Annotated in this window: 24 protein-coding genes; 14 read left to right on the top strand and 10 right to left on the bottom strand. The window is 63.3% G+C overall.

The window, feature by feature from the left end:
* Positions 1-142, top strand: a 142-nt coding sequence (locus MUW49_RS05855; RefSeq protein WP_210537842.1) for a transposase, incomplete at its 5' end; no start/stop codon positions are given.
* 69 nt (positions 143-211) lie between these two features.
* Here the strand turns inward: MUW49_RS05855 and carB are convergent.
* The 3 genes from carB to dapB all read right to left on the bottom strand — a co-directional run bounded on the left by carB (position 212) and on the right by dapB (position 6,061).
* On the bottom strand, positions 212-3,436 hold the full coding sequence (gene carB, locus MUW49_RS05850) for a carbamoyl-phosphate synthase large subunit (protein ID WP_041213100.1): 3,225 nt from the start codon (positions 3,434-3,436) through the stop codon (positions 212-214).
* 16 nt (positions 3,437-3,452) lie between these two features.
* The gene (gene carA, locus MUW49_RS05845) at positions 3,453-4,589 is read right to left on the bottom strand and encodes a glutamine-hydrolyzing carbamoyl-phosphate synthase small subunit (protein ID WP_216992620.1); all 1,137 of its coding nucleotides are present in this window, start codon (positions 4,587-4,589) and stop codon (positions 3,453-3,455) included.
* Positions 4,590-5,248: 659 nt separating this feature from the next.
* Positions 5,249-6,061: a 4-hydroxy-tetrahydrodipicolinate reductase gene (dapB, locus tag MUW49_RS05840; protein ID WP_010675190.1), complete on the bottom strand. Its 813-nt coding sequence runs from the start codon at positions 6,059-6,061 to the stop codon at positions 5,249-5,251.
* Between the two features lie 316 nt (positions 6,062-6,377).
* Between dapB and MUW49_RS05835 the strand changes: the two genes are divergently transcribed.
* The 4 genes from MUW49_RS05835 to serA all read left to right on the top strand — a co-directional run bounded on the left by MUW49_RS05835 (position 6,378) and on the right by serA (position 10,720).
* Complete coding sequence (locus tag MUW49_RS05835; protein WP_103858269.1) at positions 6,378-7,724, top strand: Na+/H+ antiporter NhaC family protein; 1,347 nt, start codon at positions 6,378-6,380, stop codon at positions 7,722-7,724.
* 104 nt (positions 7,725-7,828) lie between these two features.
* On the top strand, positions 7,829-8,425 hold the full coding sequence (locus MUW49_RS05830; RefSeq protein ID WP_103858268.1) for a 5-formyltetrahydrofolate cyclo-ligase: 597 nt from the start codon (positions 7,829-7,831) through the stop codon (positions 8,423-8,425).
* Positions 8,426-8,568: 143 nt separating this feature from the next.
* Positions 8,569-9,222, top strand: coding sequence for a ribose-5-phosphate isomerase RpiA (rpiA, locus tag MUW49_RS05825; protein ID WP_039040383.1), 654 nt, complete (start codon positions 8,569-8,571; stop codon positions 9,220-9,222).
* 265 nt (positions 9,223-9,487) lie between these two features.
* Complete coding sequence (serA, locus tag MUW49_RS05820) at positions 9,488-10,720, top strand: phosphoglycerate dehydrogenase (RefSeq protein ID WP_039040384.1); 1,233 nt, start codon at positions 9,488-9,490, stop codon at positions 10,718-10,720.
* Positions 10,721-10,798: 78 nt separating this feature from the next.
* Here serA and MUW49_RS05815 read toward each other — a convergent pair whose 3' ends face one another.
* Positions 10,799-11,179, bottom strand: a complete 381-nt coding sequence (locus MUW49_RS05815) for a diacylglycerol kinase (protein ID WP_052816484.1) — start codon at positions 11,177-11,179, stop codon at positions 10,799-10,801.
* Positions 11,180-11,320: 141 nt separating this feature from the next.
* Between MUW49_RS05815 and MUW49_RS05810 the strand changes: the two genes are divergently transcribed.
* On the top strand, positions 11,321-12,385 hold the full coding sequence (locus MUW49_RS05810) for a 3-deoxy-7-phosphoheptulonate synthase (RefSeq protein WP_010675196.1): 1,065 nt from the start codon (positions 11,321-11,323) through the stop codon (positions 12,383-12,385).
* A gap of 211 nt (positions 12,386-12,596) precedes the next feature.
* Here the strand turns inward: MUW49_RS05810 and MUW49_RS05805 are convergent, their stop codons facing one another.
* From MUW49_RS05805 to MUW49_RS05795, 3 genes are all read right to left on the bottom strand, one after another.
* On the bottom strand, positions 12,597-13,370 hold the full coding sequence (locus MUW49_RS05805) for an ATP-binding cassette domain-containing protein (RefSeq protein WP_244812511.1): 774 nt from the start codon (positions 13,368-13,370) through the stop codon (positions 12,597-12,599).
* Positions 13,357-14,364 (bottom strand): vitamin B12 ABC transporter permease BtuC, encoded by a 1,008-nt coding sequence (gene btuC, locus MUW49_RS05800; protein ID WP_039041213.1) that lies wholly within the window; start codon positions 14,362-14,364, stop codon positions 13,357-13,359. Before btuC ends, MUW49_RS05805 begins: the two co-directional genes overlap by 14 nt.
* Before the next feature lie 75 nt (positions 14,365-14,439).
* On the bottom strand, positions 14,440-15,171 hold the full coding sequence (locus tag MUW49_RS05795) for a transporter substrate-binding domain-containing protein (RefSeq protein ID WP_244812510.1): 732 nt from the start codon (positions 15,169-15,171) through the stop codon (positions 14,440-14,442).
* Between the two features lie 112 nt (positions 15,172-15,283).
* Between MUW49_RS05795 and MUW49_RS05790 the strand changes: the two genes are divergently transcribed.
* The gene (locus MUW49_RS05790) at positions 15,284-15,640 is read left to right on the top strand and encodes a DMT family protein (RefSeq protein ID WP_010675200.1); all 357 of its coding nucleotides are present in this window, start codon (positions 15,284-15,286) and stop codon (positions 15,638-15,640) included.
* 56 nt (positions 15,641-15,696) lie between these two features.
* Positions 15,697-16,833: a type IVa pilus ATPase TapW gene (tapW, locus tag MUW49_RS05785; RefSeq protein WP_029314740.1), complete on the top strand. Its 1,137-nt coding sequence runs from the start codon at positions 15,697-15,699 to the stop codon at positions 16,831-16,833.
* 61 nt (positions 16,834-16,894) lie between these two features.
* On the opposite strand, the gene MUW49_RS05780 is transcribed toward tapW, so the two are convergent.
* Genes MUW49_RS05780 through MUW49_RS05770 form a run of 3 tightly spaced genes read right to left on the bottom strand, consistent with a single transcriptional unit; the run spans position 16,895 to position 19,677 of the window.
* Entirely contained in the window at positions 16,895-17,137 is a 243-nt protein-coding gene (locus MUW49_RS05780) for a FeoC-like transcriptional regulator (RefSeq protein ID WP_045524273.1), read from the bottom strand.
* 45 nt (positions 17,138-17,182) lie between these two features.
* Positions 17,183-19,453, bottom strand: a complete 2,271-nt coding sequence (feoB, locus tag MUW49_RS05775) for a Fe(2+) transporter permease subunit FeoB (protein WP_216986899.1) — start codon at positions 19,451-19,453, stop codon at positions 17,183-17,185.
* Complete coding sequence (locus tag MUW49_RS05770) at positions 19,450-19,677, bottom strand: FeoA family protein (RefSeq protein WP_010675204.1); 228 nt, start codon at positions 19,675-19,677, stop codon at positions 19,450-19,452. Before MUW49_RS05770 ends, feoB begins: the two co-directional genes overlap by 4 nt.
* Positions 19,678-19,796: 119 nt before the next feature.
* Between MUW49_RS05770 and MUW49_RS05765 the strand changes: the two genes are divergently transcribed.
* The 6 genes from MUW49_RS05765 (at position 19,797) to MUW49_RS05740 (ending at position 24,498) form a co-directional block, all read left to right on the top strand.
* Positions 19,797-20,126 (top strand): translation initiation factor, encoded by a 330-nt coding sequence (locus MUW49_RS05765; RefSeq protein ID WP_042864056.1) that lies wholly within the window; start codon positions 19,797-19,799, stop codon positions 20,124-20,126.
* A 253-nt stretch (positions 20,127-20,379) separates the two neighbouring features.
* The gene (locus MUW49_RS05760; RefSeq protein ID WP_010675206.1) at positions 20,380-20,937 is read left to right on the top strand and encodes a TMEM165/GDT1 family protein; all 558 of its coding nucleotides are present in this window, start codon (positions 20,380-20,382) and stop codon (positions 20,935-20,937) included.
* 217 nt (positions 20,938-21,154) lie between these two features.
* On the top strand, positions 21,155-22,093 hold the full coding sequence (locus tag MUW49_RS05755) for a DUF2157 domain-containing protein (protein ID WP_210538985.1): 939 nt from the start codon (positions 21,155-21,157) through the stop codon (positions 22,091-22,093).
* A complete protein-coding gene (locus tag MUW49_RS05750) occupies positions 22,086-23,093 on the top strand; it encodes a DUF4401 domain-containing protein (RefSeq protein ID WP_042014995.1) in 1,008 nt (335 codons plus the stop codon). The genes MUW49_RS05755 and MUW49_RS05750 overlap by 8 nt, the downstream gene beginning before the upstream one ends.
* A complete protein-coding gene (locus MUW49_RS05745; protein WP_109422597.1) occupies positions 23,090-23,584 on the top strand; it encodes a GDYXXLXY domain-containing protein in 495 nt (164 codons plus the stop codon). Before MUW49_RS05750 ends, MUW49_RS05745 begins: the two co-directional genes overlap by 4 nt.
* 191 nt (positions 23,585-23,775) lie before the next feature.
* Entirely contained in the window at positions 23,776-24,498 is a 723-nt protein-coding gene (locus MUW49_RS05740; protein ID WP_042880787.1) for a transporter substrate-binding domain-containing protein, read from the top strand.
* Positions 24,499-24,941: the final 443 nt, after the last annotated feature.

The following is a 24,941-nucleotide window of genomic DNA, read 5'->3' as shown; positions in this document are numbered from 1 at the left end:
TGCAAACTACCCGATGCACACGAGTGTGCTGGAAGGGGTGAACAACAAGATCAAAGTGATAAAGCGCATGGCATATGGATTTAGGGACTCAGAATACTTTTTTCTGAAAATCAAGGCGGCCTTCCCCGGAAAGCCGCGATGAACCATAAAAAACCCCGCCATCGCTGGCGGGGTTTGCGTGCATCGAGCGGGCAGTGTGCTGCCGGTGCTCTTAGCGGTTGTTCACCTTCTCATGCAGCTCCTGCACCGAGTTCACATTGGCGGTGGCATCGACACTGATGGCCATGCAGGTGGCGAAGGCCGCATGCAGCGTGGTGGTGTAAGCCACCTTGTGCTGCAGGGCGCCACGGCGCAGCTGCTTGGAATCCTCGATGGCCTGACGACCCTCGGCGGTGTTGACGATGTAGGTGTACTCGCCATTCTTGATGCGATCCAGAATGTGCGGACGACCCTCGTGCACCTTGTTGACCAGACGCGGGTTGATGCTCGCCTCGCCCAAGGTCACGGCGGTGCCGTGGGTGGCGTCGAGGTCATAGCCCAGCTCCAGCAGCTTGGCGGCCAGGTTGACCACCCGTTCCTTGTCGCCGTGGCGCACGGACAAGAGGGCGCGACCTTCGCTCGGAACCTGGTGACCGGCACCCAGCTGCGCCTTGGCATAGGCCTCGGCGAAGCTGCTGCCCACCCCCATGACTTCACCGGTGGAGCGCATTTCCGGACCCAGCAGCGGATCCACACCCGGGAACTTGGCGAACGGCAGTACCACTTCCTTCACCGAGTAGTAGGGCGGGATGATCTCGGTGGTAAAGCCCTGTTCTTTCAGGCTCTGACCGGCCATGACACGGGCGGCAATCTTCGCCAGCGGGGCACCGGTGGCCTTGGAGACAAACGGCACGGTACGGGCGGCACGGGGGTTCACCTCGATGAGGTAAATCTCGTTGTCTTTCACCGCGAACTGCACGTTCATCAGACCGACCACGCCGAGTTCCAGCGCCAGCTTGCGCACCTGCTCGCGCATCTCGTCCTGAATGGCCTTGGACAGGGTGTAGGGCGGCAGGGAGCAGGCGGAGTCACCGGAGTGGATACCGGCCTGTTCGATGTGCTCCATGATGCCGCCGATAACCACATCGGTACCGTCGCAGATGGCGTCCACGTCCACCTCGGTGGCGTCGTCCAGGAAGCGGTCCAGCAGCACCGGCGACTCGTTGGAGACGCTCACTGCCTCGGCGAAGTAGCGGCGCAGGTCCTGCTCGTCATAGACGATTTCCATGGCGCGGCCACCCAGCACGTAGGAGGGACGAACCACCAGCGGGTAGGTGATGCGCGTGGCCAGTTGCACGGCCTGCTCCAGGGCGGTGACGGTGCCGTTTTCCGGCTGCTTGAGGCCGAGGCGCTCGACGGCGGACTGGAAGCGCTCGCGATCTTCCGCGCGGTCGATGGCATCCGGGCTGGTACCAATCACCGGCACGCCGTTCGCTTCCAATGCCCGCGCCAGTTTCAGCGGAGTCTGGCCGCCGTACTGGACGATGACGCCCTTGGGCTGCTCGACCCGCACGATTTCCAGCACGTCTTCCAGGGTGACCGGCTCGAAGTAGAGACGGTCGGAGGTGTCGTAGTCGGTGGAGACGGTTTCCGGGTTGCAGTTGACCATGATGGTCTCGTAACCGTCTTCGCGCAGGGCCAGGGCCGCGTGCACGCAACAATAGTCGAACTCGATGCCCTGACCGATACGGTTCGGGCCGCCACCGATGACCATGATCTTGTCGCGGTTGGTGGGGTTGGCCTCGCACTCTTCGTCGTAGCTGGAGTACATGTAGGCGGTGTTGGTGGCGAACTCGGCCGCGCAGGTGTCGACCCGCTTGTAGACCGGGAAGATGTTGTGGCGGGCACGCAATTTACGCACTTCACCTTCGGCCACGCCTAGGATCTTGGCCAGACGGGCGTCGGCAAAGCCTTTGCGCTTGAGGGCGCGCAGGAAGTCGGCGTCGAGACCGGCCATGCCGCGCTCTTTCACCTGCTCTTCCAGTTTCACCAGCTCTTCAATCTGCACCAGGAACCAGGGGTCAATCTTGGTCAGCTTGAACACGCCATCCATGGAGAGGCCGGCGCGGAAGGCGTCGGCGATGTAGAAGATGCGCTCGGCACCGGCATCCTGCAGCTCGTGACGGATGCGGGTCAGGGAGTCGGGGGCGTTGAGGTCAACCATGGGGTCGAAGCCGGTCTTGCCGGTCTCGAGACCACGCAGGGCCTTGTGCAGGGACTCCTGGAAATTGCGGCCGATGGCCATTACTTCGCCGACGGACTTCATCTGAGTGGTCAGACGGTCGTTGGCGCCGGCGAACTTCTCGAAGTTGAAGCGCGGCACCTTGGTCACCACGTAGTCGATGGCCGGCTCGAAGGAGGCCGGGGTGCGACCGCCGGTGATGTCGTTCATCAGCTCGTCCAGGGTGTAACCGATGGCGAGCTTGGCGGCGATCTTGGCGATGGGGAAGCCGGTCGCCTTGGAGGCCAACGCAGAGGAGCGCGACACCCGCGGGTTCATCTCGATGATGACCATGCGGCCGTCTTTGGGGTTGATGCCGAACTGGACGTTGGAGCCGCCGGTCTCGACACCGATCTCGCGCAGCACCGCCATGGAGGCGTTGCGCATGATCTGGTACTCCTTGTCGGTCAGCGTCTGGGCTGGCGCGACCGTGATGGAGTCACCGGTGTGGATGCCCATGGGGTCGAAGTTCTCGATGGCGCAGACGATGATGCAGTTGTCGTTGCGATCCCGCACCACTTCCATCTCGTACTCTTTCCAGCCGATGAGCGACTCGTCGATGAGCAGCTCCTTGGTGGGGGAGAGATCCAGGCCGCGTTCGCAGATTTCGACGAACTCTTCGGTGTTGTAGGCGATGCCGCCACCGGAGCCGCCCATGGTGAAGGAGGGACGGATGATGCAGGGGAAGCCCACCATCTGCTGCACGCCCCAGGCCTCTTCCATGTTGTGGGCGATGCCGGCACGGGGGCATTCGAGACCGATGCTGCGCATGGCCTTGTCAAAGCGGGAGCGATCCTCGGCCTTGTCGATGGCGTCGGCGGTGGCGCCGATCATCTCGACACCGAACTCCTTGAGCACGCCATGCTGCTCCAGCGCCAGGGCGCAGTTCAGCGCAGTCTGACCACCCATGGTGGGCAGGATGGCGTCCGGGCGCTCTTTCTTGATGATCTCGCGCACCACTTCCCAGGTGATGGGCTCGATGTAGGTGGCGTCGGCCATCTCCGGGTCGGTCATGATGGTGGCCGGGTTGGAGTTCACCAGGATGACGCGGTAGCCCTCTTCTTTCAGGGCCTTGCACGCCTGGGCGCCGGAGTAGTCGAATTCGCAGGCCTGACCGATGACGATGGGGCCGGCGCCGAGGATCAGGATGCTCTGTAGGTCGTTACGTTTTGGCATGGCTCTCTTTATCCTCTTAGGCGCGATACTGCTTGATCAATTCAATAAAGTGGTCGAACAGACCGGCACAATCGTGCGGGCCCGGGCTCGCTTCGGGGTGACCCTGGAAGCTGAAGGCCGGACGGTCGGTGCGATGGATGCCCTGGAGCGACCCATCGAACAAGGAGACGTGGGTGGCACGCAGGCACTCGGGCAGGGTCTGCTCGTCCACTGCAAAGCCGTGGTTCTGGGCGGTGATCATCACGGTGTTGTCGTCCAGGCTCTTCACCGGGTGGTTGGCACCGTGGTGGCCGAACTTCATCTTGATGGTCTTGGCGCCGGAGGCCAGGCCCAGCAACTGGTGGCCCAGGCAGATACCGAACACCGGGGTGCTGGTATTAAGGAAAGCCTTGATAGCTTCGATGGCGTAGTCGCACGGCTCGGGGTCGCCGGGGCCGTTGGAGAGGAAGATGCCATCCGGGTTCATCGCCAGTACCTCGGCGGCCGGGGTCTTGGCCGGCACCACGGTCAGGCGGCAGCCACGGTCCACCAGCATGCGCAGGATGTTGCGCTTCACGCCGAAGTCATAGGCCACCACGTGGTATTTCAGCTCATCGGCCGCCGGGGTGACGTGACCCTTGCCGAGCTGCCAGCTGCCTTCAGTCCAGCTGTAGGATTCGCTCACGGTCACTTCCTTGGCCAGGTCCATCCCCTTCAAACCGGGGAAGGCGCGGGCCTGTTCGAGGGCATGGGCTTCATCGAGCTGCTTGCCAGCCAGGATGCAACCGGCCTGGGCGCCTTTTTCACGCAGGATGCGGGTCAGCTTGCGGGTGTCGATGTCGGCGATGCCAACGATGTTGTGAGACTTGAGGTAATCGGAGAGGGATTGCTGATTGCGGAAGTTGGAGGCCAGTATCGGAAGGTCCCGGATGATGAGGCCCTGAGCATGGACCTGACTGGACTCTTCATCTTCGCTGTTGGTGCCGGTGTTGCCTATATGGGGGTAAGTGAGGGTAACGATCTGACGGGAATAGGAGGGATCTGTGAGGATTTCCTGATAACCCGTCATCGACGTGTTGAAAACCACTTCACCAACGGAACATCCCTCGGCGCCTATCGACACGCCTTTGAACACAGTTCCATCTTCCAGCACTAGCAATGCAGTGTGATTCAAGACAACCTCCAGTTATTTAGCTTTAAATTCAGCAATTTACCTGGGTGTTGCGGGCTCTGTTCCGGTCTTTGACAGGACTCGAACCCGGCAGATTTCTGGCAAATTGGGCGCATTCTACTTAAAAACGATCTCATTTCAACGTCTTTTCTCGTTTGAAATGCATCTAAATTCAATAAACAAGCAACATTACCCATTATCTATGCACTCAATTGCTTTGCAACCCCCTCTTCAAAAAGAAAAGCCAAACACAGACCACAAAGCGGCACCCGATGCCATGCAACGTACAAAAATCCATATTTATTACTTAATAAACAGCAAGATAGAAAATTAAAAAACAAACAACACAACAACAAAAACACCATTTGAAGCCAGAAAAGTGAACGCAAAGAATAGAAAACGTTTTTCTTTGATTGCATTTTTAGTCTATTTCACATCAGGACAAAATGCCCCCCGCAGGGGAATATTGAGACCCAAAGCCGTTACCCCTTGATGACATTTTTGTCGCAAGAGGGTGGCAGGCTTGTAAGAATGGCAGGATTTAGCGAGGTTCACTCAAAAAGTGATGATTAAGGCTTATTTCTACAAAAAAGTGACAAAAAACCCCGGCGGACCGGGGTTTGGCAACCAGTACGGGAGTCTGCACTCCCCCTGAAGACGGTTTATTTCAGACCGAGCACATCCTGCATATCATAGAGACCGGCCCCTTGCTGGCCGAGCCACTTGCCCGCCCGCACTGCACCGTTGGCGAAGGTCAGACGGCTGGAAGCCTTGTGGCTGATCTCGACCCGCTCGCCGATGTCGGCGAACATGACGGTGTGCTCCCCCACCAGATCGCCGGCGCGGATGGTGGCAAAGCCGATGGTGTTGCGATCCCGCTCACCGGTGATCCCCTCACGGCCATAGACGGCGCACTCTTTGAGATCCCGGCCCAGGGTTTTCGCCACCACCTCCCCCATGGAGAGCGCAGTGCCGGACGGAGCATCCACCTTGTGTCTGTGGTGCCCCTCGATGATCTCGATGTCGGTGTACTCCCCCATCACCCTGGCCGCCTGCTCCAGCAGCTTGAACACCAGGTTGACCCCGACCGAGTAGTTGGAGGCGAAGACGATGCCGATCTGCTTGCCCGCCTCGTGCAGGGCCGCCTTGCCCGCCTCGTCAAAGCCGGTGGTGCCGATCACCATCTGCTTGCCATGCGCCAGTGCAAAGGCGAGGTTCGCCAGGGTCACCTCGGGGCGAGTGAAGTCGATGATGAGATCGAATTCGTCCTTCACCTTCTCCAGACTGTCGCTGATGATGACGCCAAGGCGCCCCAGGCCGTTGAGTTCACCCGCATCCAGACCGATCACGGCAGAGCCCGGTCGTTCCAGCGCCGCTCCCACCACCACGCCCTCGGCGTTGGCGATAGCCTCCAGCAGCACCTTGCCCATACGACCATTACAGCCCATCACGGCCACACGGATCGGATTGTCCATCTCCACCCTCTCATCTCTTTATTATGGAAAGAGACCGTTTTACCAGCCCGCGCCCCCTTTGAAAAGCCCGATCTGGCCCGCCAAACCACCCCGACATTTAAACGATAAATTCAATAAAAACAGAATAAATGACGGAATAAACAGACAAATCAGAATAACGAAGTAAAAAGCCCTATCCATCTGGATGGCTATCTTGACCCGGGCGGGCCGACTCACTACTGTTGGCCCCCCATGGTGGCAGGATGCCCGCCCTGTGCCCGCCCTGGAGGCGCCACAGGCAACGACAGGAGGTCATTGTTCAAGTTTCGAGGAACACATGATCCAGACCCAACCCCGTGCCAGAGCCCTGCTGCCCCTTCTGGTCTTTCTTGCCCTCTTCATCGGTACCGGTACCTGGCTGACCCTGCAGGGGGTCGAGTTCGCCTTCTACCAGCTCCCCGCCCCCGTTGCCGCCCTGCCTGCCGTCATGCTGGCCCTGCTGATGGGACGCGAGGGGTTCAACAAGAACCTCGAGACCTTCTTCAAGGGGGTGGGCGAGAGCAACATCATGGCCATGTGCCTCATCTATTTGCTGGCGGGCGCCTTCGCCACCGTGGCCAAGGCCACCGGCGGGGTGGATGCCACGGTCGCCCTCGGCCTCTCCCTCATTCCGGGCTGGTGCCTGCTGCCGGGGCTCTTCCTCATCTCTGCCTTCATTGCCACCGCCATGGGTACCTCCATGGGCACCATCGGCGCCGTGGCACCGGTGGCGCTGGGCGTCGCCCAGGCCGCCGGCATCGATCCGATGCTGATGGCGGGGACCATCCTCTCCGGCGCCATGTTCGGGGACAACCTCTCCATCATCTCAGACACCACCATCGCCGCCACCCGCAGCCAGGGCTGCGAGATGAAGGACAAGTTTCGCGAGAACATCAAGATTGCCGCCCCCGCCGCCGTGCTGGTGATCCTGCTCTATCTGGTGCTGGGCTCCACCGGTGAAGCGCCGGCCCCCACCGCCGAGGCGGACTTGCTCAAGGTCGCCCCCTATCTGCTGATCCTGGTGCTGGCCCTCTCTGGCATGAACGTCTTCATGGTACTGGGGCTCGGCATCCTGGCGGCCGGTGGCGTGGGGCTGCTTGGCAGCTACTCCCTCGGCCAGTTCAGCAAGGACATCTATCAGGGCTTCACCAGCATGCAGGAGATCTTCCTGCTCTCCATGCTCATCGGTGGTCTGGGTGCCCTGATGGAACGCCAGGGGGGGCTAGCCTGGATAAGTGAGCGCATCGCCGCCCTGATTGCCCGCTTCACCCGCCACCACGATGGCGAGCAGAACGAGAAGGCGGCCGAGCTCGGCATCGCCGGCGTGGTGAGCCTCACCAACCTGTGCACCGCCAACAACACCGTGGCCATCATAGTCGCGAGCAAGGTGGCCAGGGATCTGGCGGACCATCACGGGGTCACCCCGCGCCGCGCCGCCTCCATGCTGGACATCTTCTCCTGCGTGGTACAGGGGCTGATTCCCTGGGGCGCCCAGGCGCTGCTGCTGGGTTCCATCTTCGCCCTCTCGCCGATCCTGGTCGTGAGCATGAGCCTCTACCCCATGGCGCTGGCCCTGGCCGCCATCGTGGCCGTCTTCCTCAAGCACCAGATGGGCGCAGTGGCTCCCGCCCCCCACCGTTCCTGACACCCGACCTCAGGGGCCGCCCGGCTGGCGGCCCCGCCATCAGCTTTTCATCCCGTCGGCCCCTTGCTAAGGTAGCGCCAGCCCACCTTTGCCCAGGAGTCCCCATGCCGGATACCCAACCCGAACGCCAGAACCTGCGCCAGCTCATTCGCCAGCGCAGAAAAAGCCTGAGCCAGGCCGAGCAGCAGGCGGCGGCCCAACAGCTGGTCGAACGCTTCCAGGAACACCCCGGCATCCTCGCGGCCAGTCGCATCGCCCTCTATCTGGCCAACGACGGGGAGCTCGATCCCCTGCCCGCCATCCACTGGCTGTGGGCCCGGCAAAAGGAGGTCTACCTGCCGGTGCTGCACCCCTTCACCCCGGGTCACCTGCTCTTCTTGCGCTACACCGCCACCACCCCCATGACCCGCAACCGCTACGGCATCGCCGAGCCCGAGCTCGACGTGCAGCAGGTGCTGCCCCACAGCATGCTGGACATCATCTGCACCCCGCTGGTGGCCTTCGATGAGGCTGGCAACCGCCTCGGCATGGGGGGCGGCTACTACGATCGCACCCTCGCCTGCTGGCACGAGCACCAGCTCGGCCCAAGACCCCTGGGGCTCGCCCACGACTGCCAGCAGGTGGATGCCGTCCCCCGGGAGCAGTGGGACGTGCCGCTCCCCCAGATCATCACCCCCAGCCGCAGCTGGCACTTTGCCTGATCAGGCGGGGGCGCCCCCTTCGGTTCAATAAACAGGCAAACGATTTACATCTTGGGGATTTTTGCGCCGGAACGTGAGCACCATGGTCGCTCTGGGGGGGATGCTTGGATATAATGCGCCCGCTTTTTCCATAAGGATCCATCATGACTCAAGATGAAATGAAGAAGGCGGCCGGTTGGGCTGCGCTCAAATACGTGGTACCCGGCACCATCGTCGGGGTGGGCACCGGCTCTACCGTCAATCACTTCATCGACGCACTGGCGACCATGAAAGACCAGATCAAGGGCGCGGTGTCGAGCTCCATCGCCTCCACCGAGCGCCTCAAGGGTCTCGGCATCCCGGTGTTTGACCTCAACGACATCGATGCCCTCTCCGTCTACGTGGATGGTGCCGACGAGATCAACGCCAGCCGCGACATGATCAAGGGGGGCGGCGCCGCCTTGACCCGCGAGAAGATCGTCGCCGCCGTGGCCGACCAGTTCATCTGCATCATCGACAACACCAAGACCGTCGACGTGCTGGGCACCTTCCCCCTGCCGGTGGAAGTGATCCCCATGGCCCGCGAATACGTGGCCCGCGAGATCCGCGCCCTTGGCGGCAACCCGGTGTGGCGTGAAGGGGTGGTGACCGACAACGGCAACATCATCCTGGACGTCAAGGGCATGGCCATCACCGATGCCAAGGCTCTGGAAACCCGCCTCAACAGCATCGTGGGCGTGGTCACCAACGGCCTGTTCGCCCACCGTGGCGCCGACGTTGTGCTGATCGGCACCCCCGAGGGTGTGATCACCAACTAAGGCCTGCTCCCCGGACCTCCCCCTCCGGGCAAGCCCCTGCCCGGGTCAGTCAATCTGACTGCCCCAAATGGACAACGGCGCCTCATGGCGCCGTTTCTGGTTATCCCTCAATGGCTTGTAGCAGCACATCTGCAACAATCGTTGATAACTTCAAAGAATTTGACTTTCGTCACAAATATTCCCTCTCCCAAACGTTTTTGCTACTTTACGGTTTTCTTCACACTGCAAGCCTGAACGCATTTTTCAAAACAATAGAGGGAACGTCATGACAGCCAAGTTTTCGCTGGACAAGGATAAGATCAAGGTACTGCTGCTGGAGGGAGTCCATCCCAACACGGTGGAGACCTTTCGGGCAGCCGGCTACACCAATGTGGAATATCTGAAGACGTCCCTGTCGGAAGAGGAGTTGATCGAGCGCATTCGTGACGTGCATTTCGTGGGCCTGCGTTCACGCACTCAGATCACCGAGAAGGTCCTGGATGCTGCAACCAAGCTGGTGGCCATCGGCTGCTTCTGCATCGGCACCAACCAGGTCTCCCTCGACGCCGCCCACGTGCGCGGCATCCCCGTCTTCAACGCCCCCTTCTCCAACACCCGCTCCGTGGCCGAACTGGTACTGGGGGAGATCCTGCTGCTGCTGCGCGGCATTCCCGAGAAGAACGCCAAGTGCCATCGCGGCGTTTGGGAGAAGCTGGCCAACCGCAGTGTCGAAGCCCGCGGCAAGAAGCTCGGCATCATCGGCTACGGCCACATCGGCACCCAGCTTGGCATCATCGCCGAGATGATCGGCATGAAGGTCTACTACTACGACATCGAGAACAAGCTCTCCCTTGGCAACGCCATCCAGGTGCCGAATCTGGTGGAGCTGCTCAACATGTCTGACGTCATCAGCCTGCACGTACCGGAAACCGCCTCCACCAAGGATCTCATCGGTGCAGAGCAACTGCGCATGATGAAACCGGGCGCCATCTTCATCAACGCCTCCCGCGGCACCGTGGTGGACATCGACGCCCTGGCCGACGTCATCAAGAGCGGTCACCTCTCGGGCGCCGCCATCGACGTCTTCCCGGTGGAGCCCAAGTCCAACGACGAGGAGTTCCTCACCCCCCTGCGTGGCCTGGACAACGTGATCCTGACCCCCCACATCGGCGGCTCAACCCAGGAAGCCCAGGAGAACATCGGTCTGGAAGTGGCCAACAAGCTGGTCAAATACTCCGACAACGGCTCCACCCTCTCCGCGGTCAACTTCCCGGAAGTCTCCCTGCCCGGCCACAAGGGCTCCAGCCGCCTGTTGCACATTCACCGCAACCAGCCCGGCGTGATGAACCAGATCAACCAGATCTTCGCCGACGAGGGGATCAACATCGCCGGTCAGTACCTGCAGACCAGCAGCGAGATCGGTTACGTGGTCATCGACGTCGAAACCGAGCACAGCGAGAAGGCCCTGGCCCGTCTCAAAGAGATCAATGGCACCATCCGTGCCCGGATCCTGCACTGATAAACCCTTATCTGCGCAGCAAAAAGCCCGTCGTGATGACGGGCTTTTTTATGTCAGAAGAAAGCTTGCTCTCGCAACCTACCACCAGCCCAGCAGGTTGCGGCCCACCAGGGCACCCCACACCAGGGCATTGAGGGCCAGGGCGATGAAGACGGCGGCGGAGCCCAGATCCTTGGCGCGGCCCGAGAGTTCGTGATGCTCGGAGCCGATGCGATCCACCACCGCCTCCACGGCGGAGTTGAGCACCTCGACGATCACCACCAGCCAGCTGATACAGACGAGCAGCAGGATCTCGTTGAGGGAGTCACCTATCCAGAATGCCAGCGGCATCAGCAGCAAGATGAGCAGCAGCTCCTGACGGAAGGCGGCCTCGTTGACCCAGGCCGATTTGAGACCTTTCATGCTGTAACCGGTTGCGTTGATGATGCGGGTGATCCCGGTCGCGCCTGGCTTTGCCACGATAACTACCTCATTTGAAATGGCTTTTGGGTTCACATCCTATCAGAGCTGCCCAAGGTTTCCATCGGGTGACTTTTGCTTTATTTTATTCCCTTGCATTTTGGCATCCCGCCCACCTTATCCACTCGAGAATTGAGTCGTATGTCCATTCACACCGATGAATTGCGCACCCGTCGCCTGGAGGCCCTGATCACCCCCAGCGAGCTGGCGCACGCCTTCCCGTTAACCGACACCATCGCCCAGAACCTGCTGGATGCCCGCCGCCAAGTGGAAGCCATTCTGTCCGGTGAGGATCAGCGCCTGCTGGTCATCGTCGGCCCCTGCTCCATCCACGATCCCGCCGCCGCCCACGAATACGCCCTGCGTCTGAACACCCTGCGTGAAGAGTACAAAGAGAGCCTGTGCATCGTGATGCGCACCTACTTCGAAAAGCCGCGCACCATCGTCGGCTGGAAGGGGCTCATCAATGATCCGCGCCTGGACGGCAGTTTCGACGTCAATGAAGGGCTCAAACTGGCCCGCAAACTGCTGGTGGACATCAACGAGACCGGCATGCCCACCGCCACCGAGTTCCTCGACATGGTGACCGGCCAGTACATCAGCGATCTCATCACCTGGGGCGCCATCGGCGCGCGCACCACCGAGTCCCAGGTTCACCGGGAGATGGCCTCCGCCCTCTCCTGCCCGGTGGGGTTCAAGAACGGCACCGACGGCAACACCCGCATCGCCATCGATGCGGTGCGCGCCGCCCGTCACAGCCACATCTTCTACTCCCCGGACAAGGACGGCAAGATGACCATCTACCGCACCGCCGGCAACCCCTACGGCCACGTGATCCTGCGCGGCGGCCACCGTCCTAACTACGACACCGCCAGCATCGACGAGGCGTGCGAAGCTCTGGCCCAGGTGGGCCTGCCGGAGCGCCTGGTGGTGGACTTCAGCCACGGCAACAGCATGAAGGATCACCGCCGCCAACTGCTGGTGGCCCAGGATATCTGCGATCAGCTGCGCCGCGGCCGCACCGGCATCGCCGGCATCATGGCCGAGAGCTTCCTGGTGGAAGGGCGTCAGGACGTGGAAAACGGCTGTGCCGCCACCTTCGGCCAGAGCATCACCGATGCCTGTCTGTCGTGGAGTGACACCGAAACCCTGCTGGCCATGCTGGCAGAAGCCGCCCAAGTGCGGCTGGACAAGCAGAAAGCCTGAGCAACCGCTCAACGCTCCATCTACCAATGAAAAGAGCCAGGCATCACGGATGCCTGGCTCTTTTCATTTCCACAGTGATTCACTCGCCCCCTTGGCTTCACTCAGCCTCTGCAGGTTTTCAATGCTGTATCCGTAGTCGACGGAGCGGCTCCCTTCTCCCGCTTGTTTCAAAAGAATGGGAGAAGGGCTGGGGATGAGGGGGAAGCCCGCCTCACAGACTCGGCATAAACCAGGTGCGGCCAGCCGCCTCGATACGATCGGTACGGATCTGGAACACCCGCTCCAGCAGCGCCTCGTCGATGATCCCGACGTCCCCTTCCCCCACCACGCGGCCCTGTTGCAGGCAGAGCACGCGATCCGCCCAATCGATGGCCAGATTGATGTCGTGGATGGCCACCACCACCAGCAATCCCTGCGCGGCCAGTTGCTTGAGCAGCCGCAGCAGCGCCATCTGGTGATGCAGATCCAGCCCCGCCAGGGGTTCATCCAGCAGCAGCACCCGCCCGGTCGGATTGAGGCTTGGCCACAGTTGCAGCAGGGTGCGGGCGATCAGCACCCGCTGCTGCTCCCCCCCGGACAAGCGGCTGAAGTCCCGTGCCAGCAGAGGCGCCAGTTCCAGGGCGTCGCACACATCCGCCACCGCCTGCGCCTGAGCATCGGGGCCCCCCTCCTCCAGCCCCAGGCTCAGCACCTGGAACACCGGGATGTGGAACAGCTGGGGCTGGCGCTGGGGCAGCATGGCGCGCCGCGTTGCAAGCTCGGGCCAGCTCAGGGTCGTGATGGCCTCTCCTCCCAGCAAGACGGCGCCATCGGCGGGCAGCAGGCCCGCCAGGGCCCCGAGCAGGGAGGACTTGCCGCTGCCGTTGGGGCCGAGCAGGGCCACCAGCTGACCACCGAACCAGGCCAGATCCAGGGGGGCGAGGCGATGGGGGATGGCCAGGGCGCGGGCCTCCAGCCGCCAGGGGGCGGGATCAGCGGGACACATCGGCATCTTGCCTCAGCAGTAGATAGATAAAGAGCGGGGCGCCCACCGAGGCGGTGATAACCCCGATGGGCAGTTCACCGGCGTGCAGCGCCGAGCGGGCCACCAGATCGGCCCCGAGCAGCAGGGCGCCGCCCCCCAGCGCCGAGGCGGGCAGCAGGAAGCGCTGATCGCTGCCACCGCACAGGCGCAGCAGGTGAGGCACCACCAGGCCGACGAAGCCGATGACGCCGCACAGGGAGACCGCCACCCCGGTGAGCAGGCAGACCGCCAGCACCAGGCGTACCCGCATGCTGTCCACGTTCAGCCCCATGAGGCGGGCCTGGGTCTCTCCCAACAGCAGTTGTTGCAGTGCCCGCCCCTGCCAGCAGAGCCAACCGAGGGTGAGGGGCAGCACCAGCCACCACCAGGCGAGCTGCTGGCTGCCGTAGGCGAGGCTGCCCATCATCCAGAACATGAATTCCCGCAAAGCGCCGTCGTCGGCGAAATACATCAGCCAGGTCATGGCCGCATTGGTGAGGATGCCGATGGCGACCCCGAACAGCAGCAGCCGCCCATGGCCGAGCCGTGCCCGGCGTGCGAGACGGATGAGCAGCATGGTCACCACCAGGGCGCCGCCAAAGGCCGCCAGCGACAGCCCCCAGCCCGGCAGATAGAGCCCGAGCCCCTTGGCCACCGCCATCGCCACCATGGCGGCCAGCCCAGCGCCGCTCGAGACGCCGAGCAGGCCGGGTTCCGCCACCGGGTTGTGCAGCATCACCTGGAGCACGGCACCGCCGCAGGCAAGGGAGGCCCCCGCCAGCAGGGCCAGCAGGGCGCGCGGCAGACGCAACTCCAGCAGGATGCGCAGCTCCAGATCCCCCAGCGGCTGCCAGGGCAGCAGCACGAACTCCCCGAGGGCGAGGGAGAGCAGGAACAGGGCCAGGGTCAGCAGCGACAGCAGGAGCAGCCAGCGGCGCTGCCAGCGCTGCTGGCGACGGATGAGAGCGAGATACACGGGATCCCCAAGAAGCGAGGCCCGCCGGGGGGCAGGCAGGAAAGCTGCATGATAACAGCGCGTTACCACCCAAGGTCAAGGCTGGTAGGGCTTGGCCAGCGCCGCTATCTCGCCGCTCTCCACCATGGCTTGCAACGCCTGCGCCAGCTTGGGGCCCAGCTCGTGGTGGGGTGAGTGCTTGCTCATCCCGAGGTAGAGCACCACCGGGTTGGGGGGCTGGAAGGGCGCCTTGACGAGGCCGGCGTCGTTGCGCTGGCTCAGGGCGTAATCCACCTGGCAGTCGGTCCCTATCATCAGGGGCAGGTGGCCCCGCTCCACCATGCGCTGCAACTGGTCTTCGGTGGGGACCCCGTGCTTGTCGAGCTGGGTGTCGCCATCGAAGGGGGGAAAGTAGGCGGAGTTGAGCACATAGCCTATCTCGCGGTCCCTCAAATCCTCGTAGCGCCTGAGGCCGGCCACGGCGGCGGGCTTGCCATAGAAGGCTGGCCGGCACTGGTAATAGGACGGCTGCAGGTAGTCGATGAAGGCGGCCCGCTCCTCGGTGTGAGCCAGCCCTATCATCAGATCCACCTGACCGGTCTGCATCTGTTTGAGTGCCCGTCCCCAGGGCACCCGTTTGAGGGTGAGCACAATGCCGCTGCGTGCCTGCAACTGGCGCAGAATGTCGATATCCAGCCCCTGGAAGTCGTCGTTCTCTGCCAGCATGCGAAACGGCGGCCAGACATCGGTGGCCACCGTCAGGGTCGGCGCACCTTGCGCCCAGCAGGCAAACAACAGACAAAGCGCACCCCAGCTTGTCTTGCCCATCCAGCTTTCGCCTTCTTTTGTTACATCCTTGTGAGCTAAAAATACCCTCAAGCACCACTTATGAAAACCCATGGAGTCGAGATAAAATGCATTGATTTAAAAGGAGAACCTAATGAACCCCATCATGACCAGTATCGGCCTGCTCATCTGCAGCAACGTCTTCATGACGTTTGCCTGGTACGCCCATCTCAAGAGCATGAATCACAAACCCTGGATCATCGCCGCCCTGGTGAGCTGGGGGATAGCCCTGTTCGAATACCTGTTGCAGGTGCCCGCCAACCGCATCGGCCACACTGTGCTCTCCGTCGGCCAGCTCAAGATCCTGCAGGAGGTGATCACCCTCACCGTGTTCGTTCCCTTCTCCATCTTCTATCTGAAAGAAGACCTGAAGTGGGACTACCTCTGGGCGGGTCTGTGCATCCTGGGCGCGGTCTTTTTTGTGTTCCGCGAAAAACTGACCGGCGCCTGAGGCTGTACACTCAAGCCATTCATCATCCCCCAGCCCTTTGAGCGACGAGGCCCCTCATGGAATTGAGAGACATGCTGCAGATCCTGGCCAAACAGGACGGTTCCGATCTCTATCTCTCCACCGGCGCCCCCCCCTGCGCCAAGTTCAACGGCGCCTTGCGCCCCCTCACCCAGGAGCCCCTGGGGCCGGGCGAGGTGGCCCGCATCGCCTACGACATCATGGATCTCGAGCAGAAACAGCAGTTCGAGAAAGAGCTGGAGATGAACCTCGCCATCTCCCTGCCCCAGATAGGCCGTTTTCGGGTCAACATCTTCAAGCAGCGCAATGAAGTCTCCCTGGTGGCGCGCAACATCAAGACCGAGATCCCCCGCTTCGAGGATCTCAAACTCCCTCCGGTGCTCCTCGACACCATCATGGAGAAGCGGGGTCTGGTGCTCTTCGTCGGCGGCACGGGGTCCGGCAAGTCCACGTCGCTCGCGGCCCTCATCGATCATCGCAACCGCAACAGCGGCGGCCACATCATCACCATCGAGGATCCGGTGGAGTTCGTCCATCGCCACCAGAAGAGCATCATCAACCAGCGGGAGGTGGGGGTGGATACCCGCAGCTTCCACGCGGCCCTGAAGAACACCCTGCGCCAGGCGCCGGACGTCATCCTCATCGGTGAAATCCGCGATCGGGAGACCATGGAGCATGCCCTCGCCTTCTCGGAGACCGGGCATCTGGCCATCTCCACCCTGCACGCCAACAACGCCAACCAGGCGCTGGATCGCATCATCAACTTCTTCCCGGAAGAGCGCAGACCCCAGCTGCTCAACGACCTTGGCAACAACCTCAAGGCCTTTGTCTCCCAGCGGCTGGTGAAGACCACGGACGGCGGGCGCCGGGCGGCGGTGGAGGTGATGCTCGGAACCCACACGGTGCGCGATCTCATCAAGCGCGGCGAGTTTGGCGGCCTCAAGGAGATCATGGAAAAATCCAGGGCCCTTGGCATGGTGACCTTCGACAGTACTCTGTTCGATCTGGTGGTCGAGGGGGTGATCGACGAGGAGGAGGCGGTGAAGAACGCGGACTCCCAGAACAACCTGCGCCTCAAGATCAAACTCTGGCGGGAGAAGGGCCAGATTGGCAACAGCGCGGCGGCGAGCGGCTGGAGCCTGGAGCCCACCAAGGACGAGGGCGACCTCTTCTGAGACGGGCACGGCGGCCACGAAAAAGGGAACCCTCGGGTTCCCTTTTGCATATGGGCAGGCGTCAGCCCTTCTGGACCAGCCCTATCTGGCCGGGCTCGCACCACTCGAACGTCACCTCTTCGTGCTTGCCGCAGCAGGAGCCGCCACACAGGCGGCTCTCCCGCTTGGCGACGTGCCCCTTGCGCATCCAGACCCCGAGCATGGCCTCTACCGCATCCTCGGAGGTGTGAAAGTGGCGGGCCAGCGCCCGCCGGCTCACCTTCTTGTGAAGGGCCAGATAGTCCCCCAGTTCACGCAGGATCACAGAATCCCCCCCTCTCGGCGCACTCGCCCCTGACCATGAGCCCCTTCACAGGGTCACCACCTTGCGGGCGACGATGTCGCCGTGACGACGCCCCAGCCACCAGAGCAGCCCCAGGGAGAACAGATAGCTCAGGCTCCAGACCAGGCTCTGCGCCGGGTGGGCGGCGAAGGTCGCCAGTTGATAGAAGAGGGTGGCGCACAGGAAGGCGACGTAGTTGCACCAGGCGGCGGTGAACAGGGCCCACTGGCGACCGGTCTCTCGCACCAGGGCCCCCATGGCGGCGGCGCAGGGCATGTAGAGCAGCACGAACAGCAGGTAGGCAAAGGCTCCGGCCACGCCGTCGAAGTGGGTCTGCATGTTGCCGTAGGTGGAGGTGTCCACCTCCTGGGCCTCGGCTGCCGCCTGCTTGTCCTCCAGATCCCCCACCTTGAGCCCCATGGGATCGGCGGGGTCGATGTCCGCCAGGTTGGCGGGAATGGTGGCCAGCGCCGCTTTCAGGCTGCCCAGCAGGGAGTATTCACTCTCCTCCTCATCACCGGCGCCGCCGGCGTAGAGGCTGTTGAGGGTAGCGACCACCGCCTCCTTGGCAAAGATGCCGGTGAGGATGCCCACCGTGGCCTGCCAGTTGTCGTCCCGCACGCCTATGGGATGCAGCACCGGGGTCACGGACTGGCTCAGCTTGCTCAGCACCGAGTTCTCCTGATCCTGGTTGCCGAAGCTGCCGTCGGTGCCGAGGGAGTTGAGCACGCTCAGCACCGCCACCATCAGGACGATGGTCTTGCCCGCGCCGAAGATGAAGCCCTTGAGTTTCTGCCAGGTGCGCAGCCCCACGTCCACCGGACGGGGCCACTCGTAATCGGGCATCTCCATCACCATGGAGTCGCTCTTGCCCGGCAGCAGGGTGCTGCGCAGGAAGAGGCCGGTGAGCACCGCCACCAGGATGCCGAACAGATAGAGACCGAACACCAGGTTCTGCCCCGACTCGGGGAAGAAGGCCACCGCGAACAGGGCGTAGACCGGCAGACGGGCACCGCAGGACATGAAGGGCGCCATGGCCGAGGTCATCAGCCGCTCGCGCTCCGACCCCAGGGTCCGGGTTGCCATCACCGCGGGCACGGTGCAGCCAAAGCCCATCAGCATGGGGACGAAGGCCTTGCCGGGCAGGCCGAGGCGACGCATCAGGGCGTCCACCACGAAGGCGGCGCGGGCCAGATAGCCGGAGCTCTCCAGCACCGCGAGGAAGAGAAAGAGGCAGCCCACCACGGGGATGAAGGTCGCCACCGTCTGCAAACCGGCACCCACGCCGTCCGCGAGCACGGCCCCCAGCCAGTCGGGGGCACTCATCAGCCCCAGCAGATGGTGCACCCCATCCACGAAGAGGGCCCCCCCGAGGATGTCGAAGAAGTCGATGAAGGCGCTGCCCACCTTGATGGCGAACATGAACATCAGGTACATCACCAGCAGGAAGAAGGGGATGCCCACCCAGCGGTTGAGCAGCACCCTGTCCAGCCGTTCGCTCTGGGCGACGGTGAGCTTGTCCTGATGACGGCACGCCTGCTGGCACCAGTGGTGGATATGGCCGTAGCGCAAATCAGCGAGTTGCAGGTCGATGTCCTGGGCGTGGTGGGCGCGGCTCACCACGTTGTCGGCCGCCGCCTGCTGCCCCGCCGCCAGGGTCTCCAGCATGGCGATGTCTTCCTCCAGCAGGCGCAGGGCGCGGCCACGGCGATGCAGATGATGGGGGGCGAGCAGGGTCTCCAGCTCGGCGATGTCCCCCTCGAGGGGCTGACCGTAGTCGAGCACCAAGGCGGGCTGGGACTGGCCGATAAACTGGTGGATCCCCTCTTTAAAGGCCGCCACCTGCTGGCGATTGTGGGCCGAGAGCGACACCACGGGGCACCCCAGCGCCTTGGCGAGCAAGGCCTCGTCGATGGTGATGCGCCGCTTTTGCAGCAGATCCATCTTGTTGAGCACCACCACCATGGGCAGCCCCAGCTCCCGCAGTTGCAGGGTGAGGTAGAGGGAGCGCTCCAGGTTGGCGGCATCGATGACGTTGAGCAGCAGATCCGGCTGCTGGCGCTGGACGAAGCGGCTGGCGATCTGCTCGTCCAGGCTCGCCTCCTGGTTGGCCAGGGCATAGATGCCGGGCAGGTCCACCAGGGTGTATTCCTGCCCGCGGGCAGCAAAAGCCCCCATCTTCTTGTCGACGGTGACCCCGCTCCAGTTCCCCACCTGCTGGCGGGAGCCGGTCAGGGCGTTGAACAGGGAGGTCTTGCCGCTATTGGGATTGCCCACTGTGACCAGGTTGTAGCTCATACCGGCTCCACCTCGATTTGCTGGGCCAGACTCCGCTGCATGGAGAGGCAGATGCCCTGGCACTGGATCTGGAGCGGGTCCCCCAGGGGGGCGGCCCGTAGATAGAGGATCTCGGTCTGGGGCAGCAGCCCCATCACCATCAGCTTGCGCCGCAAGGCGCGGCCAAGGTGGTTCATGTGCGTGATGCGAGCGCTCTGTCCCGGCGACAGCTCTGTGAGTACCATGACGGGCTCCTGAAGTTAAACAAGAATAATTCGCTTTTAATGGGGGGATTATAAGCTGTGCCCTCAACATTTATTTGCGTAAAATCAAACTCCGCTTAGCTAACCGACAAAGTAATGCCATGAGTCACGACAACAACAGCCGCCTGGTCTACAGCACGGACGGCGGCATGATCAAGGAATCCGCCCCCGCCCAGCACGCCTCCCCCTTCCCCGCCGACGGGGTCGTGCGCATCCGCCGCGAGACCAAGGGACGCAAGGGGGCCGGGGTCATCAGCATCCACGGCGTTCCCGCCGACCAGCAGAAGGCCCTCGCCACCCTGCTCAAGAAGAAGTGCGGTACCGGCGGCGGTCTCAAGGAGGGGGTCATCGAGATCCAGGGGGACAAACGGGACCTCATCAAGGCCGAACTGGAGAAGGCCGGCTTTCAGGTCAAGCTGGTGGGGGGATAATTCCCCATCCCGCGCCTTGCCTCACCGGGGGTTTTTCCCTAGAATGCCCGCTCCCATCGAGGGGGAGTAGTCTCGCCACGGACCCGTTCCGTGCGCGATCCTGATCAACATACTTGGTGCCAACTCACCATGGTCAGGGTGATCCGGGCAATGCCGGATTTGACAAGACCTTTGACGGGCCAGTGCCAAAACCGGGGACGGATGGCGCAGGCTTGTCTTTGGTTTATAACAATTCCGTCCCCCGGTCATTTTTATGGAAGCCTTGTTAACCTCCACCATCAGCGTTGCCATCGCCGAGATCGGCGACAAGACACAGCTGCTGGCCCTGTTGCTCATCTGTCGTTTTCGCAAACCCTGGCCCATCATCGCCGGCATGCTGGCTGCCACCCTGCTCAACCACGCGGGTGCCGCCTGGATAGGGGAATTCATTAGTCGCTGGATGGATCCCAAGGTGATGACCTGGTTGGTCGCTGGCGCCTTCATCGCCATGGCCGCCTGGATCCTGGTGCCGGACAAGATGGACGATGAAGAGAGTTCCCTGGACAAGTACGGCCCCTTCATGGCCACCTTCGTGCTCTTCTTCATCGCCGAGATCGGTGACAAGACCCAGATAGCCACCGTGCTGCTGGCAGCCAAGTACGACTCCCTGATCCAGGTGATCACCGGTACCACCCTCGGCATGATGCTGGCCAACGTGCCCGTGGTGCTGCTCGGCAAGCTCGGGGCCGACAAGCTCCCCCTCAAGGGGATCCGCATTGCCTGCGCCATCCTCTTTGCGGGGCTTGGCATCTCCACCCTGATCTTCGCCTGACTTCCATAGAAGCCGGCGGGAGATCAGCGTGAGCACTGATCGCCACCGCCGCCCCGGACGTCCTTCAGGCCCCCTCCTCACGGCGGGGGCCTTTTTAGTGCAAAGACATGGCCCCGTGCCGCGACCTGTGTCGCAACGCCGACGGCGCCCCTGCCCCGAGACGCGGCGCCGTGCCATAATGCCTTATCTTTCAGGCATCACGGCTTCAGGAGCCCCCATGCACCTCACCTCAAGACAGACCCTGCTCGACTGGGTCAGGCGCGGCCGCCTGCCACGGGCCTCGCTGCCTGCCGCCCTGGCCCTGTGCGATCTGCCCCCCGGCCCTGCCCGCTGGCAGTGGCTGTTCGACAGGCTGCTGCTCTGGCTCGGCTGCCTCTGCCTTGGCGCCGGCCTCGTCTTCTTCGTCGCCTTCAACTGGCAGGCCCTGGGGCGCCTCTCACGTCTCGCCCTGCTGGAGCTGCCGTTGCTCGCCATGCTCCTGGTGCTCTGGCGCAAACACATGAGTGACACCCCGCGCCAGGCCCTGCTGCTCGCCCTGGCCCTCAACCTCGGCGCCCTGCTCGCCCTGGTGGGCCAGACCTACCAGACCGGCGCCGACCCCTGGCAGCTCTTCGCCACCTGGGCCCTGATGCTGCTGCCGCTGGCGGCCCTTGGCAGAAGCCCGCTGCTCTGGACCCTGGCCTGGCTGCTCGGTCAGCTCGCCCTGGTGCTCTACTGGCGGCTCGGCCTTCTCGATCTCTTCTTCTCCTTCAACGAGGAGGCCCTCGGCTGGTGCCTGACCCTGCTCAACGCCGCCCTCTGGGGTCTGCTCATCCTGGTGCCCGCCCGCTACGCCCTGATGCCCTCCTGGCTCGCGGGGCTGGCCGCGGGGCTCGGCATCACCCTGCTCACCCTGCTGGCCCTGTTCGATGCCGCCTCTCCCTGGGTCTGGCCTGCCTGGCTCGCCTGGCTCGGCGCCGCCTACCTGCGCTGGCACCACAGGTTCATCGCCGGGCTCGCCATGGGGTGCCTGAGCCTCATCGCCGTGATCCTCGCGGCCCTTGGCAAGTGGATGGAGCCGGACATGAACGGCTTTTTGCTGCTGGCCCTCATCGCCATCGGCCTGTCGGCGATGGCCAGCCGCTGGCTGCAACAACAACGGAGGCTGCATGTCTGATCTCACCCCCTGGGAGCGCCTGCGTGCTGCCCAACTTGTGGAAGGGGATGCCCCCCGGGATGAACAGCCCCACTGGTCGGGCCGTTTTCTGCTCGGCATGGTGGGCTGGATAGCCGCCCTCTTCCTGCTCTTCTTCCTCTTCATGGCCTTCGAGCAGCTGACCCGCGACCCCAACAACGCCCTCACCATGGGGATGGTGCTGATGGCCGCCGCCCTCGGTCTCAACCGCATGGCGACCCGCAGCGATCTCTGGGATCAGTTTGTGCTGGCGCTGGCGCTGGCGGCAGATGCCTGGCTGCTCTACGGCCTGCTGGACAGGCTGGATCTGAACGTCGCGTGGCTCTGGTTCGGGCTGACCGCCTTCTCCCTCGGGGTGGCCGCCCTGTTCGAGCACTGGCTGATCAGGCTGTTCCACAGCTTCGCCGCCGCCATCCTGCTCACCCTCGCCCTCGCCTGCCTCGGCCTGCACCTGCTGGCCCTGCCGCTGGTGATGGGCGCCGTCGCCCTGTGCTGGCTGCAGGCGGAGCGCGATCCCGCCCGCCATCTGCTCTATGAATCCCTCACCCTGGGGCTGGCACTCTCCCTGCTGGTGCTGGGACGGCTGCACCACCCCCTGTGGGAGGGAGGCACCAGCGTGCTCAATGAGCTCGGCAGCTCCCGCCTGCCCCTCTGGCTCAATCCCCTGCTCTGCGCCGCCCTGCTGCTCGCGGTCATGGTTCGCCTCAGGCTGCCGCTGCGCTACGGGCTGCCGCTGGTGGTGATCAGCGCCATCATTCCCGGCATGGGGGCTGGCGCCCTGGTGCTGGTGCTCGGCTTCTACGCCGGCAGCCTGGCCCTGATGACCCTGGCAGGCCTCCTGCTGCTCGGCTTTGGCTCCCTCTATTACTACGATCTGGGGCTGACCCTGATGACCAAGTCCTGGCTGCTGCTCGCCTCGGGGGCCCTGCTGCTCGGTACCCGTCAGTGGCTCAAGCACCTTCACAACGGGAGCCCCTCATGAGACGCCTCGCCTTTTTGCTGACCGGTCTTGCCCTGCTCGCCGGCATCAACGCCGCCGTCTGGCGCTTCGAGCACGCCATGAGCCAGGGGGAGGTGGTGCTGATCGAGCTGGCACCGGTCGACCCCCGCTCCCTGATGCAGGGGGACTACATGCGCCTGAACTACGCCCTCGCCCGCCAGCTGGCGGGCCGCCAGGCCGCCGCCGGCCCCCACACCCTGGTCGTTCGCCTGGATGAACATCAGGTGGTGCACTGGGTGGAAGGGGGTAAGCCCGAGGCCCCGGGCCCGGGGGAGCGTCTGCTCAAGGTGCGCCAGCGCGACGGCCAGTGGTTTATCGGGCCTGACGCCTTCTTCTTCGAAGAGGGCACGGGAGATCAGTATGAGTCGGCCCGCTACGGCGAGTTTCGTCTGCAGGAGGATGGCAGCACCCTGCTGGTGGGGCTGAGGGATGAGGCGTTCACCCCCCTGGGTCACACCCGCCCGGCCTGGTAAAAAGGGGGCGCCGACCCGGTTGTGAGTGGCAAGATGATGACGGCCCCCGGCGGATAACGTCTGCGCCGGGTGGCGAAACGCCGTGACTTGGCAACACTTGAAACTGGGCACTCGGCAGCAGGACAGTCAGGATGAACATAGACATTGCAGTCCCCCTTCGCAGACTGGTCGCCTGCGCCGCCCTCGCGGCCATGGTCTGGGGCACTCCCGCGACCCAGGCCAGCCCGGCGCTCGCCAGCCTGCACTACCTCACCGAAGAGTACAAACCCTACAACTTCACCGGGGAGGATGGCGCCCCGACCGGCTTTGCCATCGACCTGCTGCACCTGGTGTGGCAAAAGACCGGCACCCCTGTCCAGCCCGTCAGCATCCTCCCCTGGGCCAGGGGTTACTACCTGCTGACCCAGAAACCCAATGTGGTGCTCTTCTCCACCGCCCGCACCGAGGCGCGCAATCCCCTGTTCAAGTGGGCCTGCCCCATCGGCTATGCCGAGATAGTGTTGATGGGGCTCGCCAGTCGCCCCCTGACCTTGACCCGCCTGGAAGATGCCCAGCGCTACACCATAGGCGCCGTGCGATCCGATGTGGGGGAGCAACTGCTGCTCAACGCCGGCTTCGACGAGCAGAAGATCATGACCGCCAACCGCCTCTCCCAGGCCCTGCGCATGCTCACCTCGGGCCGGGTCGAGCTGATCTCCAGCAACAAATCCACCCTGCTGGATCTCATCAAGACCCAGCAGCTGGATCCCGCCCAGTTCGAGGTGCGCTGGATGTTGAGCTCCGAGCAGTACTGCTTCGCCTTCAGCCACCCGGTGGACGATGCCCTGGTCAGGGAGTTCCAGCTCGGCCTGACCCAGGTGCTGGCCAGCAGCGACTTCCAGCAGCTCCAGCACAAATACTTCCCCTCCCCCTGACCTTTTCCCCCGCCGGGGCCGCCATGGCCCCGGCCCGCCTTTGAGCCAGCGCACGAAACCCGTTTAATGTTCGCCACTTGCAACGACAAGGGGTGAAGCAGACCGCCTCGGGTCCGTAATATAGGGCGCAGGAGCCTGTTGGCCCCTTTTTCACGGCAAGGGGCAGGGCGCACGGTGGCAGCGACAGTCAGGGGCGGCAGCGTGCCCGCTGGCCGCCTTCATCGGGCAGCGCCGCGCTCACGCCCTTCCCCACCATCTCTCCGATCTCTTGGGAATACACATGCACAACACAGCGAATTGACATCCTCCCCCACCTTAGCGCTTCGCGTCACAGGAGGGGGATTCCCATTACTGGGTGATAGCTGCTCGCGCAGTACCGGGTTCCTGCTTCATCGGGCGGCCTGATTGCACCGCGCCTCCACAGGCTAAAACGGCGTGTCCCG

Source organism: Aeromonas sp. LsrichE-8G, from assembly GCF_022869435.1.
GTDB lineage: Bacteria > Pseudomonadota > Gammaproteobacteria > Enterobacterales > Aeromonadaceae > Aeromonas > Aeromonas caviae.
Note: the sequence above shows the minus strand (reverse complement) of the source record. Positions and strands in the feature narration are given on the sequence as shown.